Here is a 26,344-nt window from a genome sequence, read left to right as displayed (position 1 = left end):
GGGCAGACGGGCCATCTGACGGAGCACCATAAGAAAACCGACCAGAGCACTGGAACAGGAAAAGGCACCCGGTATAGACCGCGGGTGCCTTTTTCATTACTGAATCTGATGAGCGTCAATCTAATATCGAGAAGCCGAAACCTCCCTCTCCCAGAGGAAGAGGGGCGAGGTGAGGGGATTTACCACGGAGCACCTACCGACACCCGCCCTACGGGCAAGCCCCCTGCCACCCCCATCCTCACCCTGCGTTGCCGGCTTGCGCTCTCGCCGAAGCATCCAGAATGGAGGGGTGAGGGCGGGTTCGCTAGAGTGCGCTGTCATCTTGACGTGTAGGAGCGACATTCCTGTCGCGATTAAGCCCGCTGATCGCGGCAACAGAGTCCCCCAGGCAAGAAAAAAAAGATCAGTCCTTGATACCCCGCTTTGACAAAGGGGGGATGGGGGGATTTGCCTTTATTATTGCGCATTGCCAACCCCATCCTCACTCCGCGTTGCCGGCTTGTGCTCTCGTCGAAGCATCCAGAATGGAGGGGTGAGGGCGGGTTCGCTAGAGTGCGCTGTCATCTTGACGTGTAGGAGCGACATTCCTGTCGCGATTAAGCCCGCTGATCGCGGCAACAGAGTCCGTAGGTCGCGTTGATGCACGAAACGCGACTGCGTTCCATATGAAGCCAAGCCGTTGCTTGATCCCCCAACCAGACCTACCTCTCTGCTTTCATTTGCCTGCCGCGTTTGTCCCATAAAACAAATCCCTATAAAATCGGGACTTGTACAGGTGCACCAACCTGCGACCTTTCCTGAAGCGTTGTACCTATAGACACCAATGTCACGGCTCCCGCCTTTTGCTCCGGCATTACAACGCTGATGTGTGGTGCAATTATTGACATTGCGCCCGGGGAAGTACCCTCGGAAAGCGAAAGTAAACGGGCAGGTTCCTCCAGAGGAGCCTGCCCGTTTACTTTCCTTTGAGATGAGCTGGATGAGACGACCGCTATTCTATGGTCACCTGAGCTGCCAATGGGGAGCCGTTCAGATCGACGACCTTCACATTGTTGATTGCAAACGATGAACCCGCCGGGGCGCTTGCGCCCGGAAGTACGTTGCAGTTGAGGACCGCAAACGGTCCGGCCGTCAAACCTTGGGCAGCCGTAACGGTGAGGGTGATCACCCCGGAGGCGTATCTCGAATAAAGAATTGCACCGGATGGTACGTTTCCCGAGGCAGCCAAGCTGCTTGCGAGCACGGTAGCATTGGAGCTATTGAGGTTCACCGTTAATCCTACCGGCAGCACAAGTTCGAGTTGAATCCCTTTGATCGAGCCAGTGGAAAGATTACTGTGCAACGCCAAGGTGTAACCCTTGGACAAAGTGCCCGCATTCACAAGACTTGTTGACGAGGTGTCGTTGATCCCTGTCTGGTTGTTCGCATTGGTCGTCACAAAGTCAGTGAGAGCGGTCTTAAAAGCGGTTGCGGCACTTTCAGCCAATCCGGATGAGGATATCGCCCCATTCAGTGTGCTCAACACACTCTTCAGTTTGTCTGAATCGCTGGCACCGCCGGCGGTGCTGGCCATCTGCGAAACGGCCGCCAGAGCAAGCGTGTAATCCTTTTGAGCCTGGGTAGCATCGGCAACTGCCGAGGCCGTTGGCACAACCGGCAAAGTGCCAATGATGTCCACTTTGAAGATTGAGGAAACCAAGGCATTTGCGGCGGAAATATTGCCGGACGTCAGGGCTCCGCCGACATTTTGCACCGCAAGTTCCGTTAGTGGCGTAACCGGCAGGGAGACACTCCCCTGAGCCTGGGGCAAAACGGCGCGAATCGGAGCAGCGGCCGATACGGAAACGGTGTGGCCGGTCGCTTCGTCGCTATACGCCCCGCTGACTTCGACGAGAATGGGGCCGCTGTAGCTCCCAAGATCGGCACGGTAGCTGCCGTTGTTGTCGGTGGTATGGGTTTGGGTAATGAGCCTGCCCTTCGCACCGTTCGTGACGGCGTAAATGTTCACGACGCTGTTTTCAGCAAAGGGACCTTTCGAGGCAATCCCGCTTACCACCGTCGGATTCGTTGTCGCGGCCGTTTCACCTCCCCCCCCCCCTCCGCAGCCAGATAGGGCACCTGCGACCAACAACGAAACAGCAATGAACTTCAGTATCTTCATGCCAACCTCTCCCATCGTAGTTACTCTGTTTTACCTGTCTTTTTTACCAGTTCAGCAAGCCAACCGATTTTTCCAGAATCAGGACGACGTCGGATATGTCTATGTTGCCGTCTGCCACCGGTTTACCGTTGACAAGAGGTCCGACATCTCCACGTGCCAACTCGTCGGCGGTCGGGATTTTGGCACCCACCGCTATCTGCATGGCGAGCAAGGCATCGGAAATATCCACGGTGCTGTCGCCATTTATGTCGCCGGTCAGAGCCCGTGAGAAGATGATATTGCGCTGAGTGGTGGTGCTGTTACCTGCCTGATCGGTCGCAGTGACCACCACGGCGTATTGTTTTTCGGTCGGCAACGCGATCTGCTGTTCAAATGTTCCATCCTTCACGGTGGGAGTGAGAGTCTGGCCATCTACGGCGATGCTCACCGATATCGGAGAGTCGGCATCGCCGGCACTCCCCTTGATCAGGTACTGGCCTTGGGTGACGACGAGGTCCTGGGCAGGGTCGGTGATGGCAAGGTTCGGTTTGGACCTGTCGTAAACGACGGTGCGCTTGACGGTGCTGATATTGCCGGCCAGATCGCTGGCTGAAATGACGATGGTATTGCTTCCGGGCTTGAGGTTTGCGACGAAGCTGAATTGGTTGCCGTCCATGGCAGCAAATTGGGCTGAACTATCGCCCACCACTACCTGGACCGTACCTGTCTCGCTCAGCGATCCGCTTATCGAAATCGAATCCATTCCCACCACAACGTGATCCGGCGGCGCAGCCAGGCTTATTGCAGGCGCGGAGCTATCCAGGATGATGGTTCTGCTGTCGGTGGTGGAATTGTCCGCGTCAGTCGCGATGATACGTACCGTGTTTGCCCCCTCTGCCAGGATGAGGGCATAGTTAAAGCTGCCATCGCTTCCAATCGGTACGTTCGAGCCATTGATCGTGAGCCCTTTTATGACGTTAGCGCTGGTAACGACGCCACTGATATTTAGGGTGGCGTTTTTCGTTACCGAGTTGTCCGACAGGGTTGAAACGGTCAGCGACGGTGCGGGAAAAGTTACGGCAATTGAGAATGGCGCCAAAGAAGCAGACCCGCTGGCGTTGGTGGCGCTGATGACGATATTGCTCGTTGTGCCGGCATCGCTGGCGGCCGGAGTTCCGGTAAGGGCTCCCGTGGTGGGGTTGAAACTGGCCCAAGTGGGTCTGTTGCTGATGGTAAAACCGATGGCATCGGTGGCAGTTGGAGTGAACGTGTAGATCGAGCCCATTAATACAGTCGTTGCCGGAGTTCCGACAATCGTCGGCAGCGGCGGGAGGACCGTGATTGAGAACGCTGGCAGGAAAAGGCTGCCGGTACTGTTCGAGACGGTGATGACGATGTTGCTATAGGTTCCGATGTTGGCGGCATTCGGCGTGCCGGTAAGCGCGCCGGTAGTGGCGTCGAAGCTTGCCCAGGAAGGTTTGTTGCTGATGGAAAAACTGGTGGCGGTGGTGGCCGTCGGGGTGAAGCTGTACGGGGTTCCGGTGGTAACGCTTGTCGCCGGTGTGCCGCCGATGGTCGGCATGGGCAACGCGGCGGTAATGGAAAATGCCGGAAGAGAAACGGTGCCGGTGCTGTTGGTTACGCTGATGACGATGTTGCTGTAGACACCGACCTGGGCATTCGTCGGCGTGCCGGTGAGTGCGCCGGTAGCCGTATCGAAGCTCGCCCAGGACGGTTTGTTGCTGACGGAAAAACTGGTTGCGGTGGTGGCCGTCGGGGTGAAGCTGTATGGGGTTCCCGTGGTTATGCTGGTGGCCGGTACGCCGCCGATGGTCGGCATGGGCAACGCGGCGGTAATGGAAAATGCCGGAAGAGAAACGGTTCCGGTGCTGTTGGTCACGCTGATGACGATGTTGCTGTAGACACCGACCTGGGCATTGTTCGGCGTGCCGGTGAGTGCGCCGGTAGCCGTGTCGAAGCTCGCCCAGGACGGTTTGTTGCTGACGGAAAAACTGGTGGCGGTGGTGGCCGTCGGGGAGAAGCTGTACGGGTTCCCCGTGGTTATGCTGGTGGCCGGTACGCCGCCGATGGTCGGCATCGGCAGTGCGGCGGAGATGGAGAATGCCGGCAGGGAAACGGTGCCGGTGCTGTTGGTCACGCTGATGACGATGTTGCTGTAGACACCGACCTGGGTATTGGTCGGCGTGCCGGCGAGCGCGCCGGTAGCGGTGTCGAAGCTCGCCCAGGACGGTTTGTTGCTGATGCCGAAACTGGTGGCGGTAGTTGACGTCGGGGTGAAGCTGTAGAGAGTTCCGGTGGTGACCGTGGTGGCCGGTGCGCCGCCGATGGTCGGCATCGGCAAAGCGGCCGCGATGGAGAACGCCGGCAGCGAAACGGTACCGGTGCTGTTGGTCACGCTGATGACGATGTTGCTGTAGACACCGACCTGGGTATTGGTCGGCGTGCCGGTGAGCGCGCCGGTAGCGGTGTCGAAGCTCGCCCAGGACGGTTTGTTGCTGACGGAAAAACTGGTGGCGGTGGTGGCCGTCGGGGTGAAGCTATAGAGGTTTCCCGTGGTAACGCTGGTCGCCGGTGTGCCGCCGATGGTCGGCATCGGCAGTGCGGCGGTGATGGAGAATGCCGGCAGGGAAACGGTGCCGGTGCTGTTGGTCACGCTGATGACGATGTTGCTGTAGACACCGACCTGGGCATTGGTCGGCGTGCCGGTGAGTGCGCCGGTAGCCGTGTCGAAGCTCGCCCAAGACGGTTTGTTGCTGACGGAAAAACTGGTGGCGGTGGTGGCCGTCGGGGTGAAGCTGTACGAGGTTCCCGTGGTTATGCTGGTGGCCGGTGCGCCGCCGATGGTCGGCATCGGCAAAGCGGCCGTGATGGAGAAAGCCGGCAGCGAAACGGTGCCGGTGCTGTTGGTTACGCTGATGACGATGTTGCTGTAGACACCGACCTGGGCATTGTTCGGCGTGCCGGTGAGTGCGCCGGTACTGGTGTCGAAGTTTGCCCAGGACGGTTTGTTGCTGATGCCGAAACTGGTGGCGGTGGTGGCCGTCGGAGTGAAGCTATAGAGGTTTCCGGTGCTAACGCTGGTCGCCGGTGTGCCGCCGATGGTCGGCATGGGAAGCACGGCCGTGATGGAAAAAGCTGGAAGAGAAACGGTACCGGTTCCGTTGGTTGCGCTGATAACGATGTTGCTGTAAACACCGGCCTGGGCATCCATAGGAGTGCCGGTAAGCGCACCAGTGTTGGTGTCGAAGCTCGCCCAGGATGGTTTGTTGCTGATACTGAAGCTGGCGGTAGTCGCTGTCGTCGGGGTGAAACTGTAGGGAAGGCCGGTAGTGACATTGGTAGCAGGCGTGCCATTTATGCCGGGATATAACCCTTTCTGGACGCCATTATAGGTCCCTGCATAGATCGTGTCGCTGTTGGTCGGGTCGATGGCGAGCGTCAACGCTGCACTGTTTGCGCCTGTGTCCATTCTGCTCCAAGTGCTTCCGCCATTGGTGGAACGGAACAGCATACCGTCCTGAGTACCGGCGAAGATGGTCTGACTGCTGCTCGGCGCGACTGCCAGGGAGCAGACTTTCGGGCTCGTTATCCCGCTGTTGACTTGAGTCCACGAGTCACCGCCATCGGTGGACTTGAATACCCCCGCTACCGTCGATCCGACGTAGAGGCTCTGACTGTTCGGATCGATGGCCAAATCCTGAACATAGACCGTGGTCAAGCCATTGTTCACTAAACTCCAACTACCTCCTCCGTCGGTCGATCTGAATACGCCAGTCCCGGGTTCGACAGAGTAGACGGTCTGACTGTTGTTCGGATCGACGACGATGGAGTAGAGGAACAAGCCGGCCAACCCGACCTGTGCCCAACTTCCTCCGCCGTCGCTGGATTTGAAGACTCCATCATTGGTCCCAGCGTACAAGACTTGGCTGTTATTTGGGTCCAACGCAAGGGAAATGAGGTTAGAAGCGGTCAACCCATTGATCAACCGAGTCCAGGAACCGCCGCCGTTAGTCGACTTCAATACCCCTTCGTTCTCTGTCGCTGCGTAGATAATTTGGCTGTTACGTGCATCAAATAGGACGGCGGTTATGGCAGTGGTGGTAGGTATAGAAGAAATCGCCTGCCAGGATCCGCCTTTGTTAGTCGACTTGAACAAGACGCCGTTGCTGGTTCCCGTATAGACGGTCGAAGGGTTTGTGGAATCGATGGCAACGGAGTAGATGATCGAACTAACCAGCCCGCTCTGGGCAGGGCTCCAGGTGTTAGCACCATTGCTGGATTTATAAACGCCTCTGCCACGCGAAATTCCCGCATAAAAAGTCTGGCTGTTGAGCGGATCAATGGCCAGGCAGCTGACCGCCATGCTCGGCAATCCGGTGCTGGACCGACTCCAAGTCCCCCCACCATTGGTAGACTTGTACGCTCCATGTAGATTGCCGACATATACGGTCTGGCGGCTCGTCGGATCGATCACCACCGCATTCGCCGACCCGGCGAGGCCGCTGTTAGCCGCTGTCCAGGTCCCTCCACCGTTTACCGATTTGAACACCCCACCATCCGAGGTTGCGACAAAAATGGTCTGACCGTCCACCGGGTCCACGGCAATCGACTTGACCTGATTTTCGGTCAGGCCGCTTTTCACCGCGTTCCAACTGGCTCCGCCATCCACTGACTGGAATACCCCACCGCCCGAGCTCCCGGCAAAAATGGTCTGACTGTTGGTCGGACCGAAAGCCAGGGCATTGACCGGTCGGGTCAATCCTGTGTTAGCAAGGGTCCAGTTGTCACCTCCGTCGATCGACTTCAACACGCCATTACCGGTCCCGGCGTAGATCGTATGATTATTTTGCGGATCAATGGCAACGGTATAGATTATGGTCGACGTGGGAGTCCCTCGGTTCACCAAGTTCCAGGTGGCGCCGCCGTTGGTGGACTTGAACACCCCAGCCCATGATCCCAGGTAGATGGTCTGGCTATCGGCCGGATCAATGGCGATGGAATCGATATTCGCTCCGGAAAGCCCGCTCTTCGCTACGTTCCACGTGGCGCCGCCATCGGTGGATTTAAAGAGTCCCCCGTTACCTGTGGCGGCATAAACGTTCTGGCTATGCTGCGGATCTATGGCGATGGCGCTGACGTCGCCCCCTTCGGGCCCCTGTGTCGGGTGCCAGAGCGCGGAAGGAAGCGAAGCATCGATCAGGTAGGTTGCCGACTGTACCGCAGATGCATTCCCGACCGTGTCGATGCCATAGTATCTGAGGGTACTATTTCGGGTGAGGGAGATGGCGGAGGCGAAGGTGGTCTTGGTAGCACTGGTGGTCGGGTCAGTGCCATCGAGGGTGTAGTAGATGGTTGCGGGTTCGTTGGAGGAAAGAATGACCTGTTGTGCCGAGGAGTACGCACCGGGTGCCGGAGATGCCGTAAGGGACGGCGGCACCATGTCGATGGTGTAAATCACCGTTTTTACCGCCTCGCTGCGCAGGCCATCAAAGGCATAGAATTTGAGTGCAGTTGAAGCCGAGATCGCGATCGGCCCCGTGTAGGTTTGTTTGGTCAGGCTGGTGGTCGGATCGGTGCCGTCGGTAGTGTAGTAGATGGTCGCCGGTGCGCTGGCGGCAAGGGTGATATTCTGAGCGGCCGCATAGGTACCGCCGACCAGACTCGCAGTGGTGGTCGGGGCTACCAGGGTGATGCTCTGCACTCCGGCCGTGGTTCCGGCATAAATGGTATTCGGCGAAGAGGGATCCTGAGCTAGTGCGTTTACCCACACGCCAGTCAGGGCCGTTCCCAAAGGACTCCAGGTGGCTCCGGCGTCGGTACTGACCAACACACCCGTGTCAGTCCCAGCGTACAGAAACGAACGGTTGCGCGGGTCTATCAAAATCGCGTTGAACCTGGTGCCGCTCTGAAGCAGAGTCCACGTGCCGCCGCTATCGGTGCTTTTATAAAGCCCAGTGGTGCCTGCATAAATGGTCGAATTGGCCGGGTCGAGCGCAAGGGCCAGGACAGTTACGTTGGAAGGAAAGGGAAGCTGGTTCCAATTTTCGCCGCCATCACTACTTCGGAAGACCCCGTCACCAGTTCCGGCATACAGGTCCGCCGGATTACTCGGATTAACGGCCAAGGAGTAAACCAAGGTATTAGTCAGGCCGTTAGTTTTCTGGGTCCATCCTGCTCCTGCGTTGGTGCTTTTGTAAACTCCCGCAAGTGAACCGGCGTATATCTTGGTAGGATCGGTTGGGTCAAGCGCGAGCCCGTAGACATGCTGATCGGCGAAACCACTGCTGACGTAACTCCAGGCGCTGCCATCCGTGGTCCTCTTGTAAAGTCCGCCCCCAGCAGTCCCGGCATAAAGGGACGTCGGGGTGGTCGGTGCGGCAACCATTGAAGTGACGTTCCCCGAAAATGCCCCCCCGGACCCGATGTCAATCCGACTCCATCCATTCACGACGCTCCCTTGATACGCAGCACCGTTTTCGCCCCCCGCATAGACGGTGCCGTTAGAGGCTGGGTCGAGGGCAATGACATGAATGTTGGTGCTGTTGAGGCCGGTGTTGATCGGAACCCAGCTATCCCCGCCATTTACCGTTTTACGCATCCCCTCGTAAGAATCGCCCAAATAGACGGTGCCGGATCCGGTGCCGTCGGTCGCCACGGCAGAGGGAAAGGTCGCTCCTGCGCTGAGGTGCGTCCAAGTCTGACCTCCGTTTGCACTGCGATATGGTCCTGCCAGGGTGGAGATATACAACATTGCAGGAGAAACAGGGTCGACGGCGATGTCGGTTACCGATAGATTGATGCCACCATCGTCGAACAATTTGGTCCAACTGGCGCCGCCGTCGGCGCTTTTATAAATCCCGTATCCACTCGTGCCGACGTAGAGAGTAGACGGAGTGCTACGATCCAGGACAACCCGGTTTACCCAGAGAACCGGGAAATCGGTAAGAGTCCAACTCGTGCCTCCGTCAAGACTTTTATAGATCCCTTGCCCCATGGACCCGGCATAAAGGGTGGTCGGTGTCGCAGGATCTATTGCCACTGATGAAACTGAAAATTGTAGTGTCAGGTGAGTCCAGTGCTGTCCGGCATCTTCACTTTTAAAGACGCCTTCGTCGGTGCCGGCGTATACCGAGTTGGAATCCGTCGGATTGACTGAAATCGAGTGGATACTTGAATAATGAAGAGTTGTTCCGGCCGGAGCCCAGCTCGCCCCTCCGTTGGTGCTTTTGAAGACCGTCCCGTCCCCTACACCAGAACCAGCATAGAGAGTAGACGGAGTGGTTGGATCTATCACCACGACATTGATGTTGTGACCAGTGAGACCGGTATTTATTCCGGTCCAACTTGCCCCAGCATCTGTCGACTTGTAGACTCCTGCCCCCCCCACGGCATAAACCGTCGAGGGCGTCGCCGCGTCAATAGCGATACCTCTGATCCCTCCCCCGTAAGGACCGTTACTGCTCCACTCACCAACAGCAGCGCTTACCGAGGACACCAACGTCAACAAGAACATCACGGTGACACAGAAGACCCGACAGCTCAGAACTCTGTTTACAACCATTCTTCCCCACCCCTATTGTCATAAAAAATAACATTGTGTCTGGCTGATTGACTTAGTCATTCCAGATAGTTTTTCTGAAGAACAAATACTTCTCATCAAGCCCTGCAAGCTCATTAAAAAGAATATTCGTGCTATAAATGCTTCGCGTCAGGCTATCAATATTCGTGCCCTACTACGGGGACTCATAACTTAGCCATATCACTGAAAGAGGTGTGACATAATAAGGTTAAAGGGGGTGTCCATTTTGTTACAGCACCTCTCTTGACTGAATAGCATTCGTTTACACTTCAATCAGTTGGAGTCAAAAGTGTAAAAAAATGGACATGTCCATTTTTTTACAGCAGCGGTAGCAACAATGACTGACACCAACGGAGGAGTCTTACGTTCTTGTAATATCAAAGCCATATTTGCACATTTTTGCCAGATTATTTTAAGCTTATTAGATTATTTCCCGAGTTTGATTAACTATCGAGTTCATCTTAAATTGACACCGCTTGCAGTGGCCTTTCTCGTCCCTGTGTTGCCGGACGAGGTCGGAGAGGAGTGGTGACCATTGTTGACTTGGTACAAATAACGATTAGAATTTCCCAATTCTGAGCCGGCAAAGGGATTAAGAACCGGGAACGCCCGGAAAGGAGGTATCGATGCCTGTATACTTAACGCTTGATCTCACGGGAAAAGATGCCGTCTTCATCAGCAATTCCTACCGCTACCACAGCGGGTTGTCCACCCTGGCCATCTACCACGATGCTCCGGCGGAGCTGGGAACGGGCCCGTTGAAGGTGGCGATTGACGGGCTGCAGTTGGCATTCGAAGGGGGTAAGACCGGTAACCACGCGCAGATACGTCTGCGCAAGACGCTCCGCAAACAGGTCACGGAGATGTTCAAGAAAATCCTCCACTACCTTCAGTGTGTGGCAACGGAGGATGATATCCCGGCCCTCATTCAGGCGGGGTTCGGCGTGCGACAGTTCGGTCACCGGAAAAAAGTGGTTCCAGCGCCAGCGTGACGAGCCTTCCAGACAGTTGCCAGAACTCCTCCCAACCTTTACCGGCCTAAAATGTTTCCTCATCACTTCTTTCCCTTGAGCGGGGTCCCTCTATGGGCCACCCGCTCAGGGTGTTTTTCTCCGCAGCAAAACTCCTTCAGGTCTTCCCTTCCGTCTGTCTATTCCGAACCCAACGACTGCTTTTGGCTGGGATGGTTTTGTTTGAACTTGCGGTGGCGATGCCTGGCGAAAATATCGACATCTTCACTTCTTCGGTGCGCCCGGTTGGAGCTGAGACGCTCATCCGCAGCCGATGCATAACGTGAGCGGGGTCTTGCGACACCGGTACTTGAAGGCGCAGGTCGGCATCACCAGTCCGACCAAGGGGACATCCTGTCTTGTGATGCGCGTCCTTTGGTCTGGTGCTGCCCGTCCTCACTCTCGGGATGTCCATGGTCAGTCCTGCGATGCCCATGGTCAGTCTACGGATGGCCGTGGTCAGTCTTGAGATGCCTATGCCCAGTCTCGTGATGCTTGGTTTCAGACGGATCAATCGACCCGTTGAGACCAAAGACGCGGATTACGCGACCGGAGACGAATTGCACTGTTTCACCGGCAGGGCATCTTTCGCCCCCCCATGCACATGCCTGCGACTAAATAGTTTTGTCTCGAGACAAAATACGTCGGTATTTTCTGCCGATGATGCGGGCCAGCGGCATCAACGGTCGGCATCAAAAGAGTTTGCCTGGGAACCGCACGCTGAGAAATGACGTTACCGGCGTATGGAGTAAGGGACGTCTTGGTTCTGATACGGCCATCACAATACTAACCATGGGAAGCTTAGGACCAACCATACCCATGTCGAGACTCAACACGCATCTCAATGGTACGTATGATCGCCCCTGGAGAGGTACTCCGGAGTTAGGTGCGCTCTTTTTATTGGAACGGACGTGATCGCGACAAGAATGTCGCTCCTACAGGGGGTATCTGATTACCTCGTTCCCAAGGTCCACCTTGGGAACGCAAATTATCTTCAAAGCTCCCGCTTTGTACGCTTTTTGCGAAGCTGGAGCTTCCCGAACCACGGACGTTCCCAAGCGGGAGCTAGGGAATGAGATGTCTGTTCCCTTAAACGATAAATTTCCACGCAAAAGCACATTCCCCTGGCCCTTCACAAAGAGGGGATCGTAATCGTATCACCTACTCTTTTGCGGGGAGACCGCCCTAGCACCCCGGTATTCCCGGAAGAATCATACAAAAGCGGCCCCGGAACAATGCTCCGGGGCCGCTTTTGGTTTCGTTATTTCATTACCAGGCTCAGGTCTTCCCCTTGAGGCCGTAGACGTAGGCTAAGATCTCGGCGACGGCGGCGTACAAAGTTTCCGGGATCTCGTGGCCTTCCTCGACCTGGTTGTAGAGTTCGCGGGCAAGGAAACGGTTCTCCACCAGGGTCACGTTGTTCTCGCGGGCGATGATCTTCATCTGCTGCGCCATCTGGTCCACGGCCTTGAAGATGACCAGCGGGGCCCCCATCTTGAACCGGTCGTATTTCAGAGCCACGGCATAGTGGGTCGGGTTGGTGACCACGACGTCGGCGGTGGGTACGATCTGGCGCATCCGGCGCCGGGCCATCTGGAACTGCTTCTGGCGGATCTTCCCCTTGATCGCCGGGTCCCCTTCCTGGTCCTTGTGCTCGTCGCGCACCTCTTGCTTGGTCATCTTCAAACTGTCCAGGAAGCGCCACTTGACGAAGGCCAGGTCGATGGTCGCCAGGATGATGAGCACCCCGCAGGTATGAAGCACGATCTTGAACGATAGATGGCCGATAAACGCCATGATCCCGGGGAGGTCCTGGTCCACGAGATAAATGAGGGAATCCATCTCCTCGGAGAGGATCCGGTACGCCATGTACCCTACGATCCCCATCTTCACGAAGGACTTCGCCACCTCAAAGATGGAATCCTTGTTGAAGAGCCGGCCCATCCCCTGGATCGGGTTCAGCTTGCCCAGGTCGAAGCCGAGCTTTTCGGTGGTGAAACGGATTCCCCCCTGGGCGACCTCCACCCCGACCCCCACCACGGCAACCGCCACGACGAACGGAAGGAGCATCACGCCCAGGTAGCCGACCTCTTTAACGAAAAGGGTCTGCACGTCGGCGGCAGTCAGGTCGTGCATGGCAAGAGAGGAGAGGATGTCGCGGGCGTTATGCTTGAGGGTGGAAAGCATGACCGTGGAGGAGGCGTACAGGGCGATCATGCCGGCGATCAGGGTCAGTGCCGAGGTCATCTCCCGGCTGCGCGGAATCTTCCCCTCTTTCTTGGCATCCTCGATCTTCTTGCTTGTAGGTTTCTCTGTCTTGGAATGTTTATCTTCGTCGGACATGAAGACCTCAGGCGAGCAGGCGGAAGAGCGCGATCATCTGCTGGGAAAGGGTGCCGAAGGCGCCCTGCAAGACGCGGAAGAAGACCGGGAGGGACAGCCCGAGAATCAGCAAGCCGACCCCGATGTTGAGCGGCATGCTGACCATGAAGACGTTCATCTGCGGGAAGGCGCGCGCCACGATCCCCAGCACCACGCTGGTCGCCAAAAGCGCCACCGCGACCGGCGCCGCGAGTTTGACCGCGATGACCAGCACGCCCGAACTCGCCTCGACGATCATCTTGTAGAGGTTGGGGCTGGTATGCCAGCTGCCGATCGGAACCAGGCGGTAGCTCTCCACGATGCCGCGGATGAAGACGTGGTGCACGTCGAGCGCCAGGAAGACCAAGGTCGCCAGGGCGCCCTGAAATACGGCCATGGTGGGAACGGAAGCCTGGGTGTTGGGATCGAAGAGCGATGCCATGGAGAGGCCGATCTGCATGCCGACCTGGTTGCCGCAGAACTCGACGGCGGCGAAGATGATCTGGGCGAGAAAGCCCAAGGTGATCCCGATGAGCATCTCGCTGATGACCAAAAGCCCGAGCGAGATGACGTCGTTGGCGGGCGGAACGTGGACCAGCGGCTTGACGATGGGGTAGATGAGGATCGCCAGGGTGAGGAAAAGCGGGGTCTTGACCCGGTTGGGGACGATGCGCCCTCCGAACATCGGGATCGCGGAGAAAAGCCCGGCGACCCGGGTGAGCACCAGGAGGAAAGGTACCACCTGGTCCAGCGCACCGATCGGGAAGGAATCGAAAAGCTGCACCGGCTAGTGCCTCATGTTGGCGATCATCCCGTAGATTTCCCGGGTGAAGTCGCTCATGTAGCTCATCATCCAGGGGAAGAAGACGACCATCGCGATCATGACCGCGGCGATCTTCGGTGCGAAGGCTAAGGTCGCCTCGTTGATGGAGGTTACCGCCTGGAAAATACTGATCAACAAACCGACGATGAGGGCGCAGATGAGCAGCGGTGCCGAGAGCATGAGCACCGCCTCGAAACTCCTTCTGCCAAGCTGAACGACCAGTTCGGGGGTCATAAATTTAACTCCTTACTTAAAAGCGCACCGCAGAGGACGCTGAGGGGCGCCGAGGAAAAACCTGTTTATCTGGGGGAATCATCCCCTGGAGCACCACCGCGAAGATGCCGACGCTGTCAACCTTGATCCCCCCTTTGACCGAGGGGGGGGAAGGGAACCTTAGAGGCAAATCCCCCTAATCCCCCTTTTTCAAAGGGGGACTTGTCGGACATGACCCGGAAGAGAGGAGGTTTTCCTCTGCGCCCCTCTGCGTCCTCTGCGGTGTGCTTCCAGCTTTTATCCGAAGCTTTTGACCAGGGAGCCGATCACCAGGCCCCAGCCGTCGACCAGGACGAACAGCAGGATCTTGAACGGCAGCGAGATCATGACCGGCGGGAGCATCATCATACCCATCGACATCAGGACCGATGCCACCACCATGTCGAGAACCAGAAACGGTATGTAGATGAGGAAGCCGATCTGGAAGGCGGTCTTCAGCTCGCTCACCACGTAGGCCGGAATCAGGGTCATGGTCGGGATGTCGTCGGCGTTGCGCGGCCGGGGGAGCTTGGATAGGGAGAGGAAAAGCGCCAGGTCCTTCTCGCGCACCTGGGCGAGCATGAACTTGCGTAACGGCGCCATCCCCCGCTTGACCGCCTCTTCCTGGCTGATGGTCTGCGCCTTGTACGGCTGCAGGGCCTGGGTGTTGATCTGCTGCCAGGTCGGCGCCATGATGAAAAAGGTCAGGAACAGGGAGAGCCCGATCACGATCTGGTTCGACGGGGCCTGCTGGGTCCCGATGGCGCTGCGCAAGAAGGAGAGGACGACGACGATGCGGGTGAAGGATGTGGTCATCATCAGCAGGCTGGGAGCCAGTGACAGGACCGTCATCATGAAGAAGATCTGGAGGATTACCGTGACGTCGGCGGGCTTGGAGACCTTGCCGACGCCGACGCTGACCGTGGGCAAGGCAAGGGGCTCGGCGTGGGCGACCGCTCCGAAGACCAGGAGGAGCAGCAACGCCGGGGCGAGCATCTTAAGGGATTTAGTCATATACCACCGGAATTTCTGCGGAGGAACCGGCGCCGGGCCCCGGCCAGCGACTTGAGCCGCTGCGAGAGCTGCACCGCGATCTGCGGCGGCTCCTCGACGACCTCGATCTCCTCCAGCATGTCTACCTTGGCGATCAGGTTCACCCCCTCGCCGGAATTGCTCAAAAGCAGGTATTCTCCCCCAACTTCAACGAGCACCAGGGATTTCTTGGGAGCCAGGTAGCGGGTTTCCACCACCCGGATGTAACGGGAGCTCCCGCTCTGGGGGAGCTTCAGGTAACGCTGCGCCAGGTAGTAGAGGACGAGGATGATCCCGACTACCAGGACGAGCGAACCGAAGACCTGCACTACGCTCGCCCCGACGTCGGGACCGGCGTTGCCCGCCGCGCGGGCGGTTGCCGGGAGACCGCAAAGGACGCCGGCAAGAAGGGTTTTTCTCATAACACCTTGTCAACCCGTTCGTTGGGGCTCACGATGTCGAGCAGACGGATGCCGAATTTCTCGTTCACCACGACCGCCTCGCCGCGCGCCACCAGCTTGGAGTTCACGAATACGTCCAAAGGCTCCCCGGCGAGCTTGGTAAGCTCCACGACGGACCCCTGGTTCAGCTGAAGGACGTCTTTCACCAGGAGCTTGGTCCGCCCCAGCTCGACGGTCAGCTGCAGCGGAATATCCATGATGAAATCCAGATTCTTCATCTGGGGAGCATCATCTTTGAAATCCTCAAGAACCATCTCTTTCAATCGCCACCCCCACCCAGCACGCGGCTGATTTGGACTGCCTTGTTACCGCCGCTGACCCCGGCGACCCCCATCAGCTTGGTGACCCCCCCGACTTTGACGGCTAATTCATTTTTCCCGTAGGATTCTAGCATGATGGTATCTCCGGAAGCAAGGTTCAGGAGCTCCGCCATCGATATGGTCGCGCTCCCCATCTCCACCGCGATTTCCAGCGGAGCCTGGATGAGTTCCTCGGAAAGGCGGTAGGACCAGAGCGGGTCGACGACCATCATGTCCGACTGGATGCCGCGCTTGAGCTTGTCGCGGATCGGCTCGATGGTCATCAGCGGGATCGCGATGGACATGTTGCCGACCGTCTCTTCGATCTGGATCCGAAGCGACATCGAGAGGACCTGGTACTCCGGCGGAACGATGTTGACCAGGCGCGGGTTGACCTCCATCCGGAGCAGGCTCGTTACGATCGGGCTCAACGGCGCCCAAGCCCTTTCCAGGTCGGCCAGTGCGTCCCGGACGATCTTCTCGGTCAGCCTGAGCTCGATCGAGGTGAAGAGCCGGTTTCCCCCCACTGCGGAGCCGGAGCCGCCGCTGCCGCCGAGGATGGAATCGACGATGGTGAAGACCAGGTTGCTGTCCAGGGTGATCAGGGCCGCCCCCTTCAGGGGGTCCATCTTGTAGATGGCGAGGCAGATCGGGGACGGGAGGGTATCGAGGAAATCCCCGAACGCGTAGGGACGCGCCTCCTCCTTCTTGATCTCCACCATGCGCCCGAGCCGGTTGGACATGGTCACCCGGTTGTACCGGATGAAGCTGTCGTAGACGATGTCCAGGTTCGGGACGACGCGGTGCGCCTCCATGTCCAGGAGGTCGAACTGCTCCGCCGAACGCTGGAGCTCCTTCTCGGGGACAATGGTCCCGTCGAAGACCGCCGCAACGAGCGCGTCGATTTCTTCCTTAGTAAGGAATTTCTCCATGGAAAGCCCCTACTCCTACTGGACGACGAAATCCGTGAAGTAGACCTTGAGCACCCGGCCCGGGGGAATGATCTTGTTGACTGCGGAAAGGATCTGATCGCGCAGCTGGTTCTTGCCCTGCAGATCCGAGATTTCCTGCATGGTCTTGGTGGTGAGAAGAACCAGGATCGCATCGCGCAGCGGGGCGACCTTCGCGTCGAGTTCCGCTTTGACTGCGGGGTCCGCCTGCTCGAATTCCACCTTGAGCTTCAGGTAGCGGATCTCCTGCCCGTCGTAGATATTGACGATGAAAGGCTCCAGGGCGTAGACCGAGCTGGCCGGTTTGCCACCCTCTTTGCCACCCTCCTTGCCGCCTTCGCCACCTTCGGCCTTCTTCTCGACCTTGGCTTCTTCGCCATGGCCGCCTGCCGCTTTCTTCGATTTGTCGCCGCCCATGAGGAGCATGGCGGCGATGCCGGCTACGGCGACCACCGCGAGCGCGGCGCCGATGATGATGAAGAGCTTCTTGTTGTTCTTGGCGGGAGCCTCTTCTTTTGCCTGTTCGGCCATGTACAAATCTCCTTTTGCCGACTGGATTCGTATGAACATACTACTTCTGCAACGTAAATGCCAGAAAGAACAGTACGGGACCGGGAAAAACGGGTCAGTGGCGCCAGCCCGCACCGAACCCCGCAATCCACAAGAGCAATCACCTATGATACCGGCCGTTTGCCTGCAGATCGGCGGTCTTTTTTTTCTGCCGGGGCCACCACAGCGACGGATCTTCGCTCTGCGCGGCCCAAAACGAAACGCGGCACGTCAAAAGCTTGACATGCCGCGCGGACTATTGCCTATGCTACCGGCAGCAGCGCAGGGTATCCCGCTGTCGGTATCCTGACTCGCCCCAGATCAGGTCCCGATCTGGAAGATCGGCGTGACTCCGGTAATGGGGTTACTGAAAACATCGAGCGCGGTAAAGGTGGCGCTGAAATCGGTGGCGACCGGAGCGGTGCTGCCGGAATACTGGCAGACCACGCTGACGAACTCGCCGGCACTGAAACCGGAAGGGTTACCGGTGGTGGTATTGGTCAGCGAACTTACCACGAAAAACTGGAGGGTCCGGGTCGTGCTGTTGTAGTTGGTCATCTGGGTGTAGACGGTAGCGTTGCTGGTGGTATTCACCCCCGACGGGGTGATCACGCCGCTTTTCACGGTCCCGTCGGTGTTGGTAGATACCGTCACCCCGGCCGGCAGGGTCAGGTTCACGATGATCCCGGACATCGGCTGGGTGGTCCCGGTCGAGGAGATCTTCAGGGTCACCGACGTGCCGGTTCCCCCGCTGCCGCCGTTCCCACCGTTACCGCCATTGCCCCCGTTGCCGCCACTGTTCTGATTGTTGGACAGCGAGTTCGATCCGCCGCCGCAGCCGGCCAAGGCCAGCAGGGCGAACAGCATCACGACCCACCCGAAAAAGCTTTTTTTCATATCGTTCCTCACCAGCTCAAAACGCCGACGCATTTGCGCAGGATGGTCATCACGTCGGTGTAATCGATCACGCTGTCTCCGGCCGGCTTGTACGTGCTGTCGAGCGGGGCCACGTCGGCGAGCGCCTTCTGCGCGTCGGTCAGGGTTTGCTGTCCCAGGAGGTACTTGTAAATCAGCAGCGCGTCGGCGATGTCGACGGAGCCGTCCTGGTTGACGTCACCGGGTTTGTAGGTCGTGGTGCTGCCGGTCTGCGCGGTGCGGACCGGAAGGACGTAGTTCGTGTTGGTCAGTTTGGACCCGAAGGCGGTCGAGCCGAACTGCTTCAAAAGGACGGTCCATGCCTGAGAGTTGTCGGTAAAGATGCGGGTCGTCGAGGACCAGTACGGGGAGGTCCCGGCTGCCAGGGTGAAGTTCCCCTGGGTCAGGGTGGTCAGCCAGGTGTACGGGTCGACCTGCGAGTTGTTGGAAAGTGTCAGGAGCTCGTTGACGTTCGGCATCCGCCAGTCATTGTGCCCCTGGTAGTTCTTGCTGTTCAGGCAGGTCACGAAGTCGATCCCGACCTGCCAGGTCATCGAACCATCGATGCCGCGTTGGCAGGTTGCAAGCGGCGCGGTCACGCCGTCCCGTACCCACTGCAGCCCGGTCAGGTTGTCGACGACGGTGCCGGTAGCGCCGGTCGGCACGGTGAACCGGGGGCTGGGCCAGGCGATCCCCGCTTTTTTCTCGCCATCCTGTCCGGAATTCGGGCAGCTAGCCGCGCTGGTCACTCCGTTGGAGAAGTTGTAGCACAGGGTCTGACCGGTCGCGGGCAGCAGGTCTCCCCCCACCGATGCATCGGTCCGCACCGGCCACACGGAACTGGCAGCGTCAAGACTGTAGGTCAAGACGCTGCCATCCAGCATGTTCACCACCCAAGGTGTAGTGGCATTGTTGTCAACTCCGGCGGTAGAGGTCTTGTAGTAGCCTGCCTGCACGTTGGCGAAGTTGTTGTTGATCAGCCAGGTCGCCTGGTTGGTGACGTCACCGCTGGCGTTGAACAGGGAGCGGAGTTCTTTCACGTTGGGCAGACGCCAGTCGGACCTTCCCAGGAAGCTGTTGGTATTCAGGCACTTCACGTAGTTGAGCGAGGCCTGCCAGTTCATCTGGTAGCCGCTCGGCCGGCACGCCACCGGCCCCGGAGCGTTGCCGTCTTGCGTCCACTGCAGCCCGGTCAAAAGGTCGGTGATGGTGCCGTCGTTGTTGTTTTGAAAGCGAGGGAGAGGCCAGGCGGTCCCAGCCAGGGCTTCGCCGTCCTGCCCGCTCCCGACGCAGGAGGAGAGCAGGTTTCCGGAGGTGTCGTAGCAGGTTTGCTGGCCGGTCTCAAAAGGAGGTGCCGGGACAGCTGCGAATGCACTGCCTAAGCAGGTATTCAGTATGAGGGGAAGCGCCGCCAGGACCCCGAGGGGACCTGGACGGCGGCTCCGAAGGTGTTTCTTCATGGTGCAAAACCTCGTGCGCCGGCAAACCCGGCGCTGGGTTGCCTTCCCGAACCGCTAGGGAAGGTAGGGATTCATCCCCATGACTTTCTGCAGGATGAACAGCGCGTCCCGGACGTCGATGGCGCCGTCGTGGAGCGCCGGGGAGGGATAGACATCGCCGCAAGAGATGGCGGCCGGTGAAGCCGGGATAAGACCGGTGGCGATACGCATCGCCAGGTCGACATCGGCCATGGTGATCTGGCCGTCGCGGTCGATGTCGCCGTCGGGAACCACACAGGTGGCACCGCCCACCCGGATGTAGACGGTCTGGGAGAAGCTGTTGCCGCCGGAAACCACGGTGGCGGTGATGGTGTTGAGCCCCTGGGCGAGCTGGCTCCCCTTGGCGAAGTTGTAGCTCCAGTCGTTGCCGTTCACGATCGCCGCGGCCGGGGTATCACCCGACTCGGTAACCATGTACCCGGTGACGCCGCTGCCTCCCGGGTCGCCGTCGGTGGTCAGGCTGGTGACCGGCACGGTGAGGGAGGGATACGGATCGGGCCCAGCGACGGTGAACCCGGTGATAACCGGCGCCGTGGTGTCCGAGCTTACGTCGATGGTGAGGTCGGTCACCATGGAAACGGCGGCAGAAACGTTGCCGCTCGCGTCCTTGGCCCAGGCGTAGAGATGCTTGCCTACTCCGCCCGAGCTGAAGGTGTAGCTGGTCGGCGCAGGGAAGGTCCAACGCGGGTCGTTGATCAGCGGCTGGATCGAGTTTTCGGTCAAAAGGTAACCGGTAACCCCGCCGGCATCGGTCGCCGCCAGGGTGATCGGCACGGTCAGCGCCGAATAGGAAGCCGGCGCCGTAAAGGCACCCGGAGCGATCGCCGGCGCAGTCACGTCGGCGGCCACGGTCACCGCCACCGGCGCTATGGCGGCCGAGATGTTACCCTCGCGGTCCTTGGCCCAGGCGTAAAGGTTCTTGGCACCGTCGGAGCTGAAGGTGTAGCTGGTCCAGGCCGTGCTGGTCCAGCGCGCATCCCCGACCGCAGGCGGGGTGGCGGTTTCGGTCACCAGGTAGGCGGCAACGCCGCTGCCGTTCAGGTCGGTCGCGGTGAACGCGGTGATCGGTACCGTCCAGGAGGGGTACGGGTTGGGCGCCGCCAGGGTGAAGGCGGTAACCACCGGCGGCGTGGTGTCGGCGCTGACGGTGACATTGGCAAAAGGCCCCGCCGCCGAAACGTTGCCGGTCGCATCCTTGGCCCAGGCGTACAGCGTCTTCGGCCCAGCCGTGGCGAAGGTGTAACTGGTGGGCGCGGTCGCGCTCCAGCTCGAAAGATACGCACTCGGCGTTCCCGGGCTCTCGGTAACCAGGTACCCGGTCACCCCGCCCGCATCCGAGGCGGTAAAGCTCGTGATCGGCACCGTCAGGGCGGCATACGGGTCCGGGACGTTGAAGGTGTCGACGCTGGGAGGATTCACGTCGCTTTGGACATTAACCGCCACGCTTTGGGACGAGACGTTCCCTTCCCGGTCGCGGACCCAACCGTGGAGGTTGTAGGGGCCGCCCTGCGCGGCGAAGGTGTAGGAGGCCGGCGGCGCCGGGGTCCAGTTGCCCAGGTTGGTGGAAACACCGCGCTTCACCGAGATGTTGACCGTGGCGTTGGCGGGGAGGACCGTCCCGGTGATGGTCGGGGAAAGGTTCGCCGGGATGGTCCCGTCGGTCGGGGTGAGCGGCGGATAGACGAAGATCCCCAAGAGGTCGTAGCGGACCGTGGTCGGCGGCTCCACGTTCCCCGCCGAATCCTTGGCGAAGAAGCGGACCGTCGTCCCCTGCGCGATCGGGATCGGCGCGGTGTAGAGGAGCGCCGCGTCGGTCGGGACGGAGCCGTCCAGGGTGTAGTAGATGTTGACCCCGGACTTCTTGTTGGTCAGGGTCATGGAGATCGGGGCGTGGTACAGCCCGGCCGGCGGCGCAAAGGTGGTTGCCGGGAGCGTGGTGTCCACGGTCCAGGTCGCCTTGGTGGCGGTCTTTTGCCAGTTGCCCGCGGTGTCCCTGCCGATGACCTGCAGCGTGTGGGAGCCGCTGGGGAGATTGGTGAGGACGATCGGGGTGCCGACCGCGGTCTCGGCATCCGGGTAGGAGCCGCTGTCCAGAAGGTACTTGTAGGCAACGACATCCTTGCCGACGACGTTCAACGTCGCGGCGGTGGAGTTGGTCAGTGCCGGCGGCACCCCGGCCAGGGTTGCCGTCGGCGCACTGCTGTCGATCAGGTACACGGCGGTGCGGGTCGGCTCCTTGTTGCCGTTGGCGTCGACGGAGTAGTACTTGAGCGTGGTGTTGGTCTTGATCTGGATCGGCGCGGAGTTGTCCGACTTGTAGATGGTGGAGATGTCGGAAATCGCCGGGTCGGTGCCGTTGGTACTGTAGTGGATGATCGCGCCGCTCGGGACCGAGGTGAGCGCCACCGTCTGGGCCGCGGTGTAGAGTCCCGCCCCCGGCGTGGCGATGGTCGCCGGGACGGCGGTCGGGCTCCCCACCGTGACGCTCAGGTTGGCCTTGATGTCGTTGCCGCCGGTATCGGTCGCCTTGAGCAGGGTGAGCGGAGCGCCGCCGAAGACCGGAACGAGCGAATCGGTGAAGGCGATCTTCAGGAATTGCGCGGTGATCGGGTCCGGGGTGAAGCCGGTCCCGTTGGCCATGACGATCCGCACCGCTCCCACCGCGATCGCCGGGGTCGCCGACGCCGGGAGCTGGCTTCCGGTAAAGGTGGTTCCTTTGGCGGCGTTGAGAGCCACGAAGGCGGCGGGATCGATCTTGCCCAAAAGGGCCTGGGCGGTATTCGGGTCGCCGGGGAGCCCCCCGCCAGGGGGAAGGGCGAGTTCGAACTCCAGGGAGCCGATTTTCGCTATCGCCGGCGCCACCGGGGTGCTGGTGAAGGCGACCGAGAGGTCGACGGTGTACGGCTTGCCGCGGAAAAGGGCCTCGATGGTGTGTCCCTGAACAACGTTGGTGAATATGTACTGCTTGACGGCCCCCACCGAAGTCCCGTCCACCTTGACGTCGGCCACCTCGTAGTTGCCGCTCGGCACGATGTTGAAAACCTTGGTGTTGCCGTAGGGGACCATGGTCTGGGCGGAGATGGTGTTGCCGAGGTCGTCCTGGATGGTCCCGTTGGAGTCGGCGGATACGTTGATCGCGTACTGGATCGGCGTGAAGGTGACGTCGAGGGTGTGGTCGGCCTGCACGTTGGCGATGGTGATGCTGGTGACCGCCCCCTGGGAGGCGCTATCCAGTTTCACGTCCTGGACCAGGTAGCCGACGCTCGGGGTGATCTTGAAGGTCACGTCCTTGCCGGTAGTCGTCGCCACCATGCCGGTGAGCGGATCCGGAGCGGGGGAGATGGTCCCGTTGGGCGGGTTGGCGCCGCCGAAGGTGATGGTCACATGGCGCTGATTGGTGAACACCGCCTTGATGCTGTGGTTGCCTGCGATCCCGGTGAAGGTCCAGCTGGTCTTGGCCCCGACCGAGGCGCCGTCGACGAAGACGTTCCTCAGGATGTACCCGGGCTTGTTGGTGATGCTGTAGGTGAAGGAGCTCCCGTACTGGCAGGTCCCCGAACTCCCGGAGGGGAAAACGCAGATCCCGGTGGTGGCCGCACCGGCGGTGATGGTCCCCCCGGTCCCGGTGGTGTCGGCGACCCCGTTGGTCTCCACCGCCGTGGTCAGGGTGAAGGTGTCGATGGCGAAGGAGGCGTCCAGGGTGTGGTTCGAAGTGACCGTCGGGAAGGTGTACAGCATGGTCGAGGGGACCGTCTTTCCGTCGATCTGGAGCGTGTCGAGGTGGTAACCGATGTTGGGACGGATCGCGAACGACTGGGTCCCCTTGTCGGCAACCTGGACCGCTGCCGGCGGATCGACGGTACCACCGACGGTGACGCTCGGGGTGATGATGTGCGGCGCGTTGCTGAAGGAAGCCTCGATCAGGTGCGGGATCCCGGTCGCCGAGATCGGCGCGAAGGTGTAGCTGGGGAGCGCACCGAGGGAGACCCCGTCCACGATCACCTCCTGGACGTAGTAGCCGCCCGCGGGGACCATTGAGAAGGCCGGAGTGTCACCGACATTTACCAATAGCGGCGCGACCACCGGATTGGAACCGCCGCCGTTCACCAAGTTGATCGTGCCGTTCGCCCCCGGCTGGGCCAGTACGTAAAGGCCGCCGGTACCGATCATCTGCCGGGTCAGGTTTGGGGTCGCCGAGTCGTTGGAGTCGATGTGCAGCACGGCGCTCTTCGCGCCGGCCGGCGCGACCGGCAGGAAGGTCACGTCGAAGGTGCAGAAGCCGCCCGGGCGGATGGTGAGCGGAGCCGGCACCCCGCCGGTCGGAATGGTGCCGCAGGACGAGTTGGAGAGCACGAACTCGGTGCTCGGGGCCGCCAGGCTGTCCAGGGCGCTGATGTTGCTGACGACGAGATTCGAGGTCTGGCCGGTGTTGGTGACCGTGATCTGGTACGAAAACGAGCTCTTCCCGAGGTCGACGTAGGAGAAATCGACCGGCTCGGTGGAGACCGAGGCGCCGGTGTCCTTCCGAACCGCGGTGACCACGATGTAGTTGTCCAGCCGGCTCGAGTTGAGGATGATCCCGTTGCGGCTGACGATCCAGTAGGACTTGTTGATGTAGGCGACGCCGGTCAGGTCGTTGGAGGTCAGGTGGGTCCGATCGGTCCAGGTGACCCCATCCGAGGAGCTGACGATCACGCCGCCCGAGCCGACCGCAACGTAGGTGGAGTAGGTGGAGTCGAAGTCGCAGTTGACCGCGTAGAAGGTGGTGTTCTTGTCGGTGGTCGGGACCTTGCCCGCGGTCCACTTCGCCCCGTCGGCCGAGGAGTAGATGCTTCCGGCGGCGCCCACCGCCACGTAGGTCGGGGTGCCGCTCGGCGCATACGCGACGGTGACGCTGTTCAGATCCTTGCTCCCGGCGGCCTTGGCGGTCCAGGTGACCCCGTCGACGGAGGACAGTGCGGTTCCCCCCTGCCCGACGGCAACCAGGAGGTTGACCCCGAGGGTTATCGAGGTGAGGTTCTTGGCGGTCGGCGGGGTGACCGGGTTCCAGTTGATCCCGTCGGTGGAGGTGAAGACGGCGCCGGCATCGCCTACCACGACGAACTGGCCGGAGCCCCTGCTGTCGAAGACCACGCCGTTGAGGTTGGCGGTCCCTGCGGTGCGGGTGAACCAGTTGGCGCCGTCGAAGGAGTAAAGCACGGTGCCGCTGTCGCCGGCCACGACGAAGGTGCCGTTGCCGTAGGCGATGGCGTTGAGGTCCACCGCGGTGCTGGAGACCTTGGTGGTCCAGGTGGTCCCGAGGTCGCCGGAAAAGATGATTTGTCCGGCGGAGCCGACCCCGACCATGGCGCTGTTCCCGAAGGCGAGTCCTTTCAGCGCCGGCGTCGGTGCCGTGATGATCTGGGTCCAGGCCTGCGTCGGGTTGGTCGCGGTCATGATGACCCCGTCCGCGCCGACCACGACGAAGGTGCTGTTGCCGAAGGCGACCCCGGTAAGGTTCTGGGCGGTGCCGGAGACCCCCGGGATCCAGTTCATCCCATCGGTGGAGGTGAGGGTCACGCCGGTGAGACCTACCGCGACGAAGCTCGTCGAGCCGAAGCCGACGGCGGAGAGGGTGGCGGTGGTTCCGGTGTTCGCCTTGGTCCACGTTACCCCGTCCTGGGAGACGAGGGCCGTGCCGGCGACGCCGACGGCGACGAAGACGCTGCGGTTGCTGACGATGCCGTTCAATGCGTTGGTAGTCCCGGAGGCGACCACCTGCCACGACCCGTTGTTCAACAGGGTGACGATGGTCCCGTTGGCCCCCACCGCGACGAAAGTGTAGTTGCTGTAGACGACGCCGCTCAGGTTCTGGGAGGTGACCGTGGTGTCGGTGACCTCTTTCCAGGTGGCGCCGTCGGCGGAGGAGAGGATGGTTCCCGCTTCCCCGACCGCGTAGAAGGTGTTGTTACCGAAGGCGACGGAGGTCAGGTCGGGACGGGCGGTCGTCTTCCAGGTGATCTTGGCGGAAACGTCGGTCCAGATGATCCCGTCCGGCGAGGTGAGGATGGTACCCGACGCGCCGACCGCCACGAAGAGCTTCTTCCCGTAGATCACCGCGGAGAGGTCGTTGGTGTTCCCGGTCGGCTTGTGGGTGAGCCAGGTGCTCCCGTCCGAGGAAGTGACGATGGTGCCGGTGGCGCCGACCGCCACGAACTGGTTGACGCCGTAGGCGACCGAGTTCAGCGAGTTCCCCTGGGGGAGCGGATTTTTCCAGATCCACTGCGCCAAGGGGTCGTGAACGGTGGCCGCTTGCGCCGACACGATGCACGTAACCAGAAGGGCAATGCAGAAAAGGACCGTCCGCATTCCCAGGCATTTTCGAAGGACTCCCCTCATACTCATCTCCGTTCAACCTCTGGACGCAGGATGCACCTTGAGTGCGGTGCCTGTCGGCGGGCGCGTTTGTGGCGC

General features: G+C 60.2%; 14 protein-coding genes. 1 reads left to right on the top strand and 13 read right to left on the bottom strand.

The window, feature by feature from the left end; translation table 11 throughout:
* Positions 1-991: 991 nt before the first annotated feature.
* Both JFN93_RS08625 and JFN93_RS08620 read right to left on the bottom strand, forming a co-directional pair.
* Positions 992-2,161, bottom strand: coding sequence for a hypothetical protein (locus tag JFN93_RS08625; protein WP_199383654.1), 1,170 nt, complete (start codon positions 2,159-2,161; stop codon positions 992-994).
* Between the two features lie 43 nt (positions 2,162-2,204).
* Positions 2,205-9,722, bottom strand: a complete 7,518-nt coding sequence (locus JFN93_RS08620) for a putative Ig domain-containing protein (RefSeq protein ID WP_199383653.1) — start codon at positions 9,720-9,722, stop codon at positions 2,205-2,207.
* 644 nt (positions 9,723-10,366) lie between these two features.
* Here JFN93_RS08620 and JFN93_RS08615 point away from each other — a divergent pair.
* Positions 10,367-10,732, top strand: a complete 366-nt coding sequence (locus JFN93_RS08615) for a hypothetical protein (RefSeq protein WP_199383652.1) — start codon at positions 10,367-10,369, stop codon at positions 10,730-10,732.
* A 1,296-nt stretch (positions 10,733-12,028) separates the two neighbouring features.
* Here JFN93_RS08615 and flhB read toward each other — a convergent pair.
* The 11 genes from flhB to JFN93_RS08560 all read right to left on the bottom strand — a co-directional run bounded on the left by flhB (position 12,029) and on the right by JFN93_RS08560 (position 26,269).
* Positions 12,029-13,093 (bottom strand): flagellar biosynthesis protein FlhB, encoded by a 1,065-nt coding sequence (flhB, locus tag JFN93_RS08610; RefSeq protein ID WP_199383651.1) that lies wholly within the window; start codon positions 13,091-13,093, stop codon positions 12,029-12,031.
* 7 nt (positions 13,094-13,100) lie between these two features.
* Entirely contained in the window at positions 13,101-13,895 is a 795-nt protein-coding gene (gene fliR, locus JFN93_RS08605; protein WP_199383650.1) for a flagellar biosynthetic protein FliR, read from the bottom strand.
* Positions 13,896-13,898: 3 nt separating this feature from the next.
* Entirely contained in the window at positions 13,899-14,168 is a 270-nt protein-coding gene (gene fliQ / locus JFN93_RS08600) for a flagellar biosynthesis protein FliQ (protein ID WP_199383649.1), read from the bottom strand.
* Positions 14,169-14,444: 276 nt separating this feature from the next.
* Positions 14,445-15,200 (bottom strand): flagellar type III secretion system pore protein FliP, encoded by a 756-nt coding sequence (gene fliP / locus JFN93_RS08595; protein WP_199383648.1) that lies wholly within the window; start codon positions 15,198-15,200, stop codon positions 14,445-14,447.
* Entirely contained in the window at positions 15,197-15,640 is a 444-nt protein-coding gene (gene fliO, locus JFN93_RS08590; protein ID WP_199383647.1) for a flagellar biosynthetic protein FliO, read from the bottom strand. Before fliO ends, fliP begins: the two co-directional genes overlap by 4 nt.
* Positions 15,637-15,897 (bottom strand): flagellar motor switch protein FliN, encoded by a 261-nt coding sequence (fliN, locus tag JFN93_RS08585; protein ID WP_236021599.1) that lies wholly within the window; start codon positions 15,895-15,897, stop codon positions 15,637-15,639. The genes fliO and fliN overlap by 4 nt, the downstream gene beginning before the upstream one ends.
* Before the next feature lie 41 nt (positions 15,898-15,938).
* A complete protein-coding gene (gene fliM / locus JFN93_RS08580) occupies positions 15,939-16,910 on the bottom strand; it encodes a flagellar motor switch protein FliM (RefSeq protein ID WP_199383646.1) in 972 nt (323 codons plus the stop codon).
* A 15-nt stretch (positions 16,911-16,925) separates the two neighbouring features.
* A complete protein-coding gene (locus tag JFN93_RS08575; RefSeq protein WP_199383645.1) occupies positions 16,926-17,459 on the bottom strand; it encodes a flagellar basal body-associated FliL family protein in 534 nt (177 codons plus the stop codon).
* A 339-nt stretch (positions 17,460-17,798) separates the two neighbouring features.
* Positions 17,799-18,374 (bottom strand): hypothetical protein, encoded by a 576-nt coding sequence (locus JFN93_RS08570; protein WP_199383644.1) that lies wholly within the window; start codon positions 18,372-18,374, stop codon positions 17,799-17,801.
* Between the two features lie 8 nt (positions 18,375-18,382).
* A complete protein-coding gene (locus JFN93_RS08565) occupies positions 18,383-19,852 on the bottom strand; it encodes an Lcl domain-containing protein (RefSeq protein ID WP_199383643.1) in 1,470 nt (489 codons plus the stop codon).
* 54 nt (positions 19,853-19,906) lie between these two features.
* On the bottom strand, positions 19,907-26,269 hold the full coding sequence (locus JFN93_RS08560) for a chitobiase/beta-hexosaminidase C-terminal domain-containing protein (RefSeq protein WP_199383642.1): 6,363 nt from the start codon (positions 26,267-26,269) through the stop codon (positions 19,907-19,909).
* Positions 26,270-26,344: the final 75 nt, after the last annotated feature.

This window comes from Geomesophilobacter sediminis (assembly GCF_016458275.1).
Taxonomy (GTDB): Bacteria; Desulfobacterota; Desulfuromonadia; order Geobacterales; family Geobacteraceae; genus Geomesophilobacter; species Geomesophilobacter sediminis.
The sequence above is the reverse complement of the archived record's forward strand: the minus strand, read 5'-3'. Positions and strand labels throughout refer to the sequence as shown.

What these genes read in the sequence shown, in the direction of transcription:
- JFN93_RS08625 (WP_199383654.1), bottom strand. Translation starts at nt 2,161, where the DNA reads ATGAAGATACTGAAGTTCATTGCTGTTTCGTTGTTGGTCGCAGGTGCC.
- JFN93_RS08620 (WP_199383653.1), bottom strand. Translation starts at nt 9,722, where the DNA reads ATGGTTGTAAACAGAGTTCTGAGCTGTCGGGTCTTCTGTGTCACCGTG.
- JFN93_RS08615 (WP_199383652.1), top strand. Translation starts at nt 10,367, where the DNA reads ATGCCTGTATACTTAACGCTTGATCTCACGGGAAAAGATGCCGTCTTC.
- flhB (WP_199383651.1), bottom strand. Translation starts at nt 13,093, where the DNA reads ATGTCCGACGAAGATAAACATTCCAAGACAGAGAAACCTACAAGCAAG.
- fliQ (WP_199383649.1), bottom strand. Translation starts at nt 14,168, where the DNA reads ATGACCCCCGAACTGGTCGTTCAGCTTGGCAGAAGGAGTTTCGAGGCG.
- fliP (WP_199383648.1), bottom strand. Translation starts at nt 15,200, where the DNA reads ATGACTAAATCCCTTAAGATGCTCGCCCCGGCGTTGCTGCTCCTCCTG.
- fliO (WP_199383647.1), bottom strand. Translation starts at nt 15,640, where the DNA reads ATGAGAAAAACCCTTCTTGCCGGCGTCCTTTGCGGTCTCCCGGCAACC.
- fliN (WP_236021599.1), bottom strand. Translation starts at nt 15,897, where the DNA reads ATGAAGAATCTGGATTTCATCATGGATATTCCGCTGCAGCTGACCGTC.
- fliM (WP_199383646.1), bottom strand. Translation starts at nt 16,910, where the DNA reads ATGGAGAAATTCCTTACTAAGGAAGAAATCGACGCGCTCGTTGCGGCG.
- JFN93_RS08575 (WP_199383645.1), bottom strand. Translation starts at nt 17,459, where the DNA reads ATGGCCGAACAGGCAAAAGAAGAGGCTCCCGCCAAGAACAACAAGAAG.
- JFN93_RS08570 (WP_199383644.1), bottom strand. Translation starts at nt 18,374, where the DNA reads ATGAAAAAAAGCTTTTTCGGGTGGGTCGTGATGCTGTTCGCCCTGCTG.
- JFN93_RS08565 (WP_199383643.1), bottom strand. Translation starts at nt 19,852, where the DNA reads ATGAAGAAACACCTTCGGAGCCGCCGTCCAGGTCCCCTCGGGGTCCTG.
- JFN93_RS08560 (WP_199383642.1), bottom strand. Translation starts at nt 26,269, where the DNA reads ATGAGGGGAGTCCTTCGAAAATGCCTGGGAATGCGGACGGTCCTTTTC.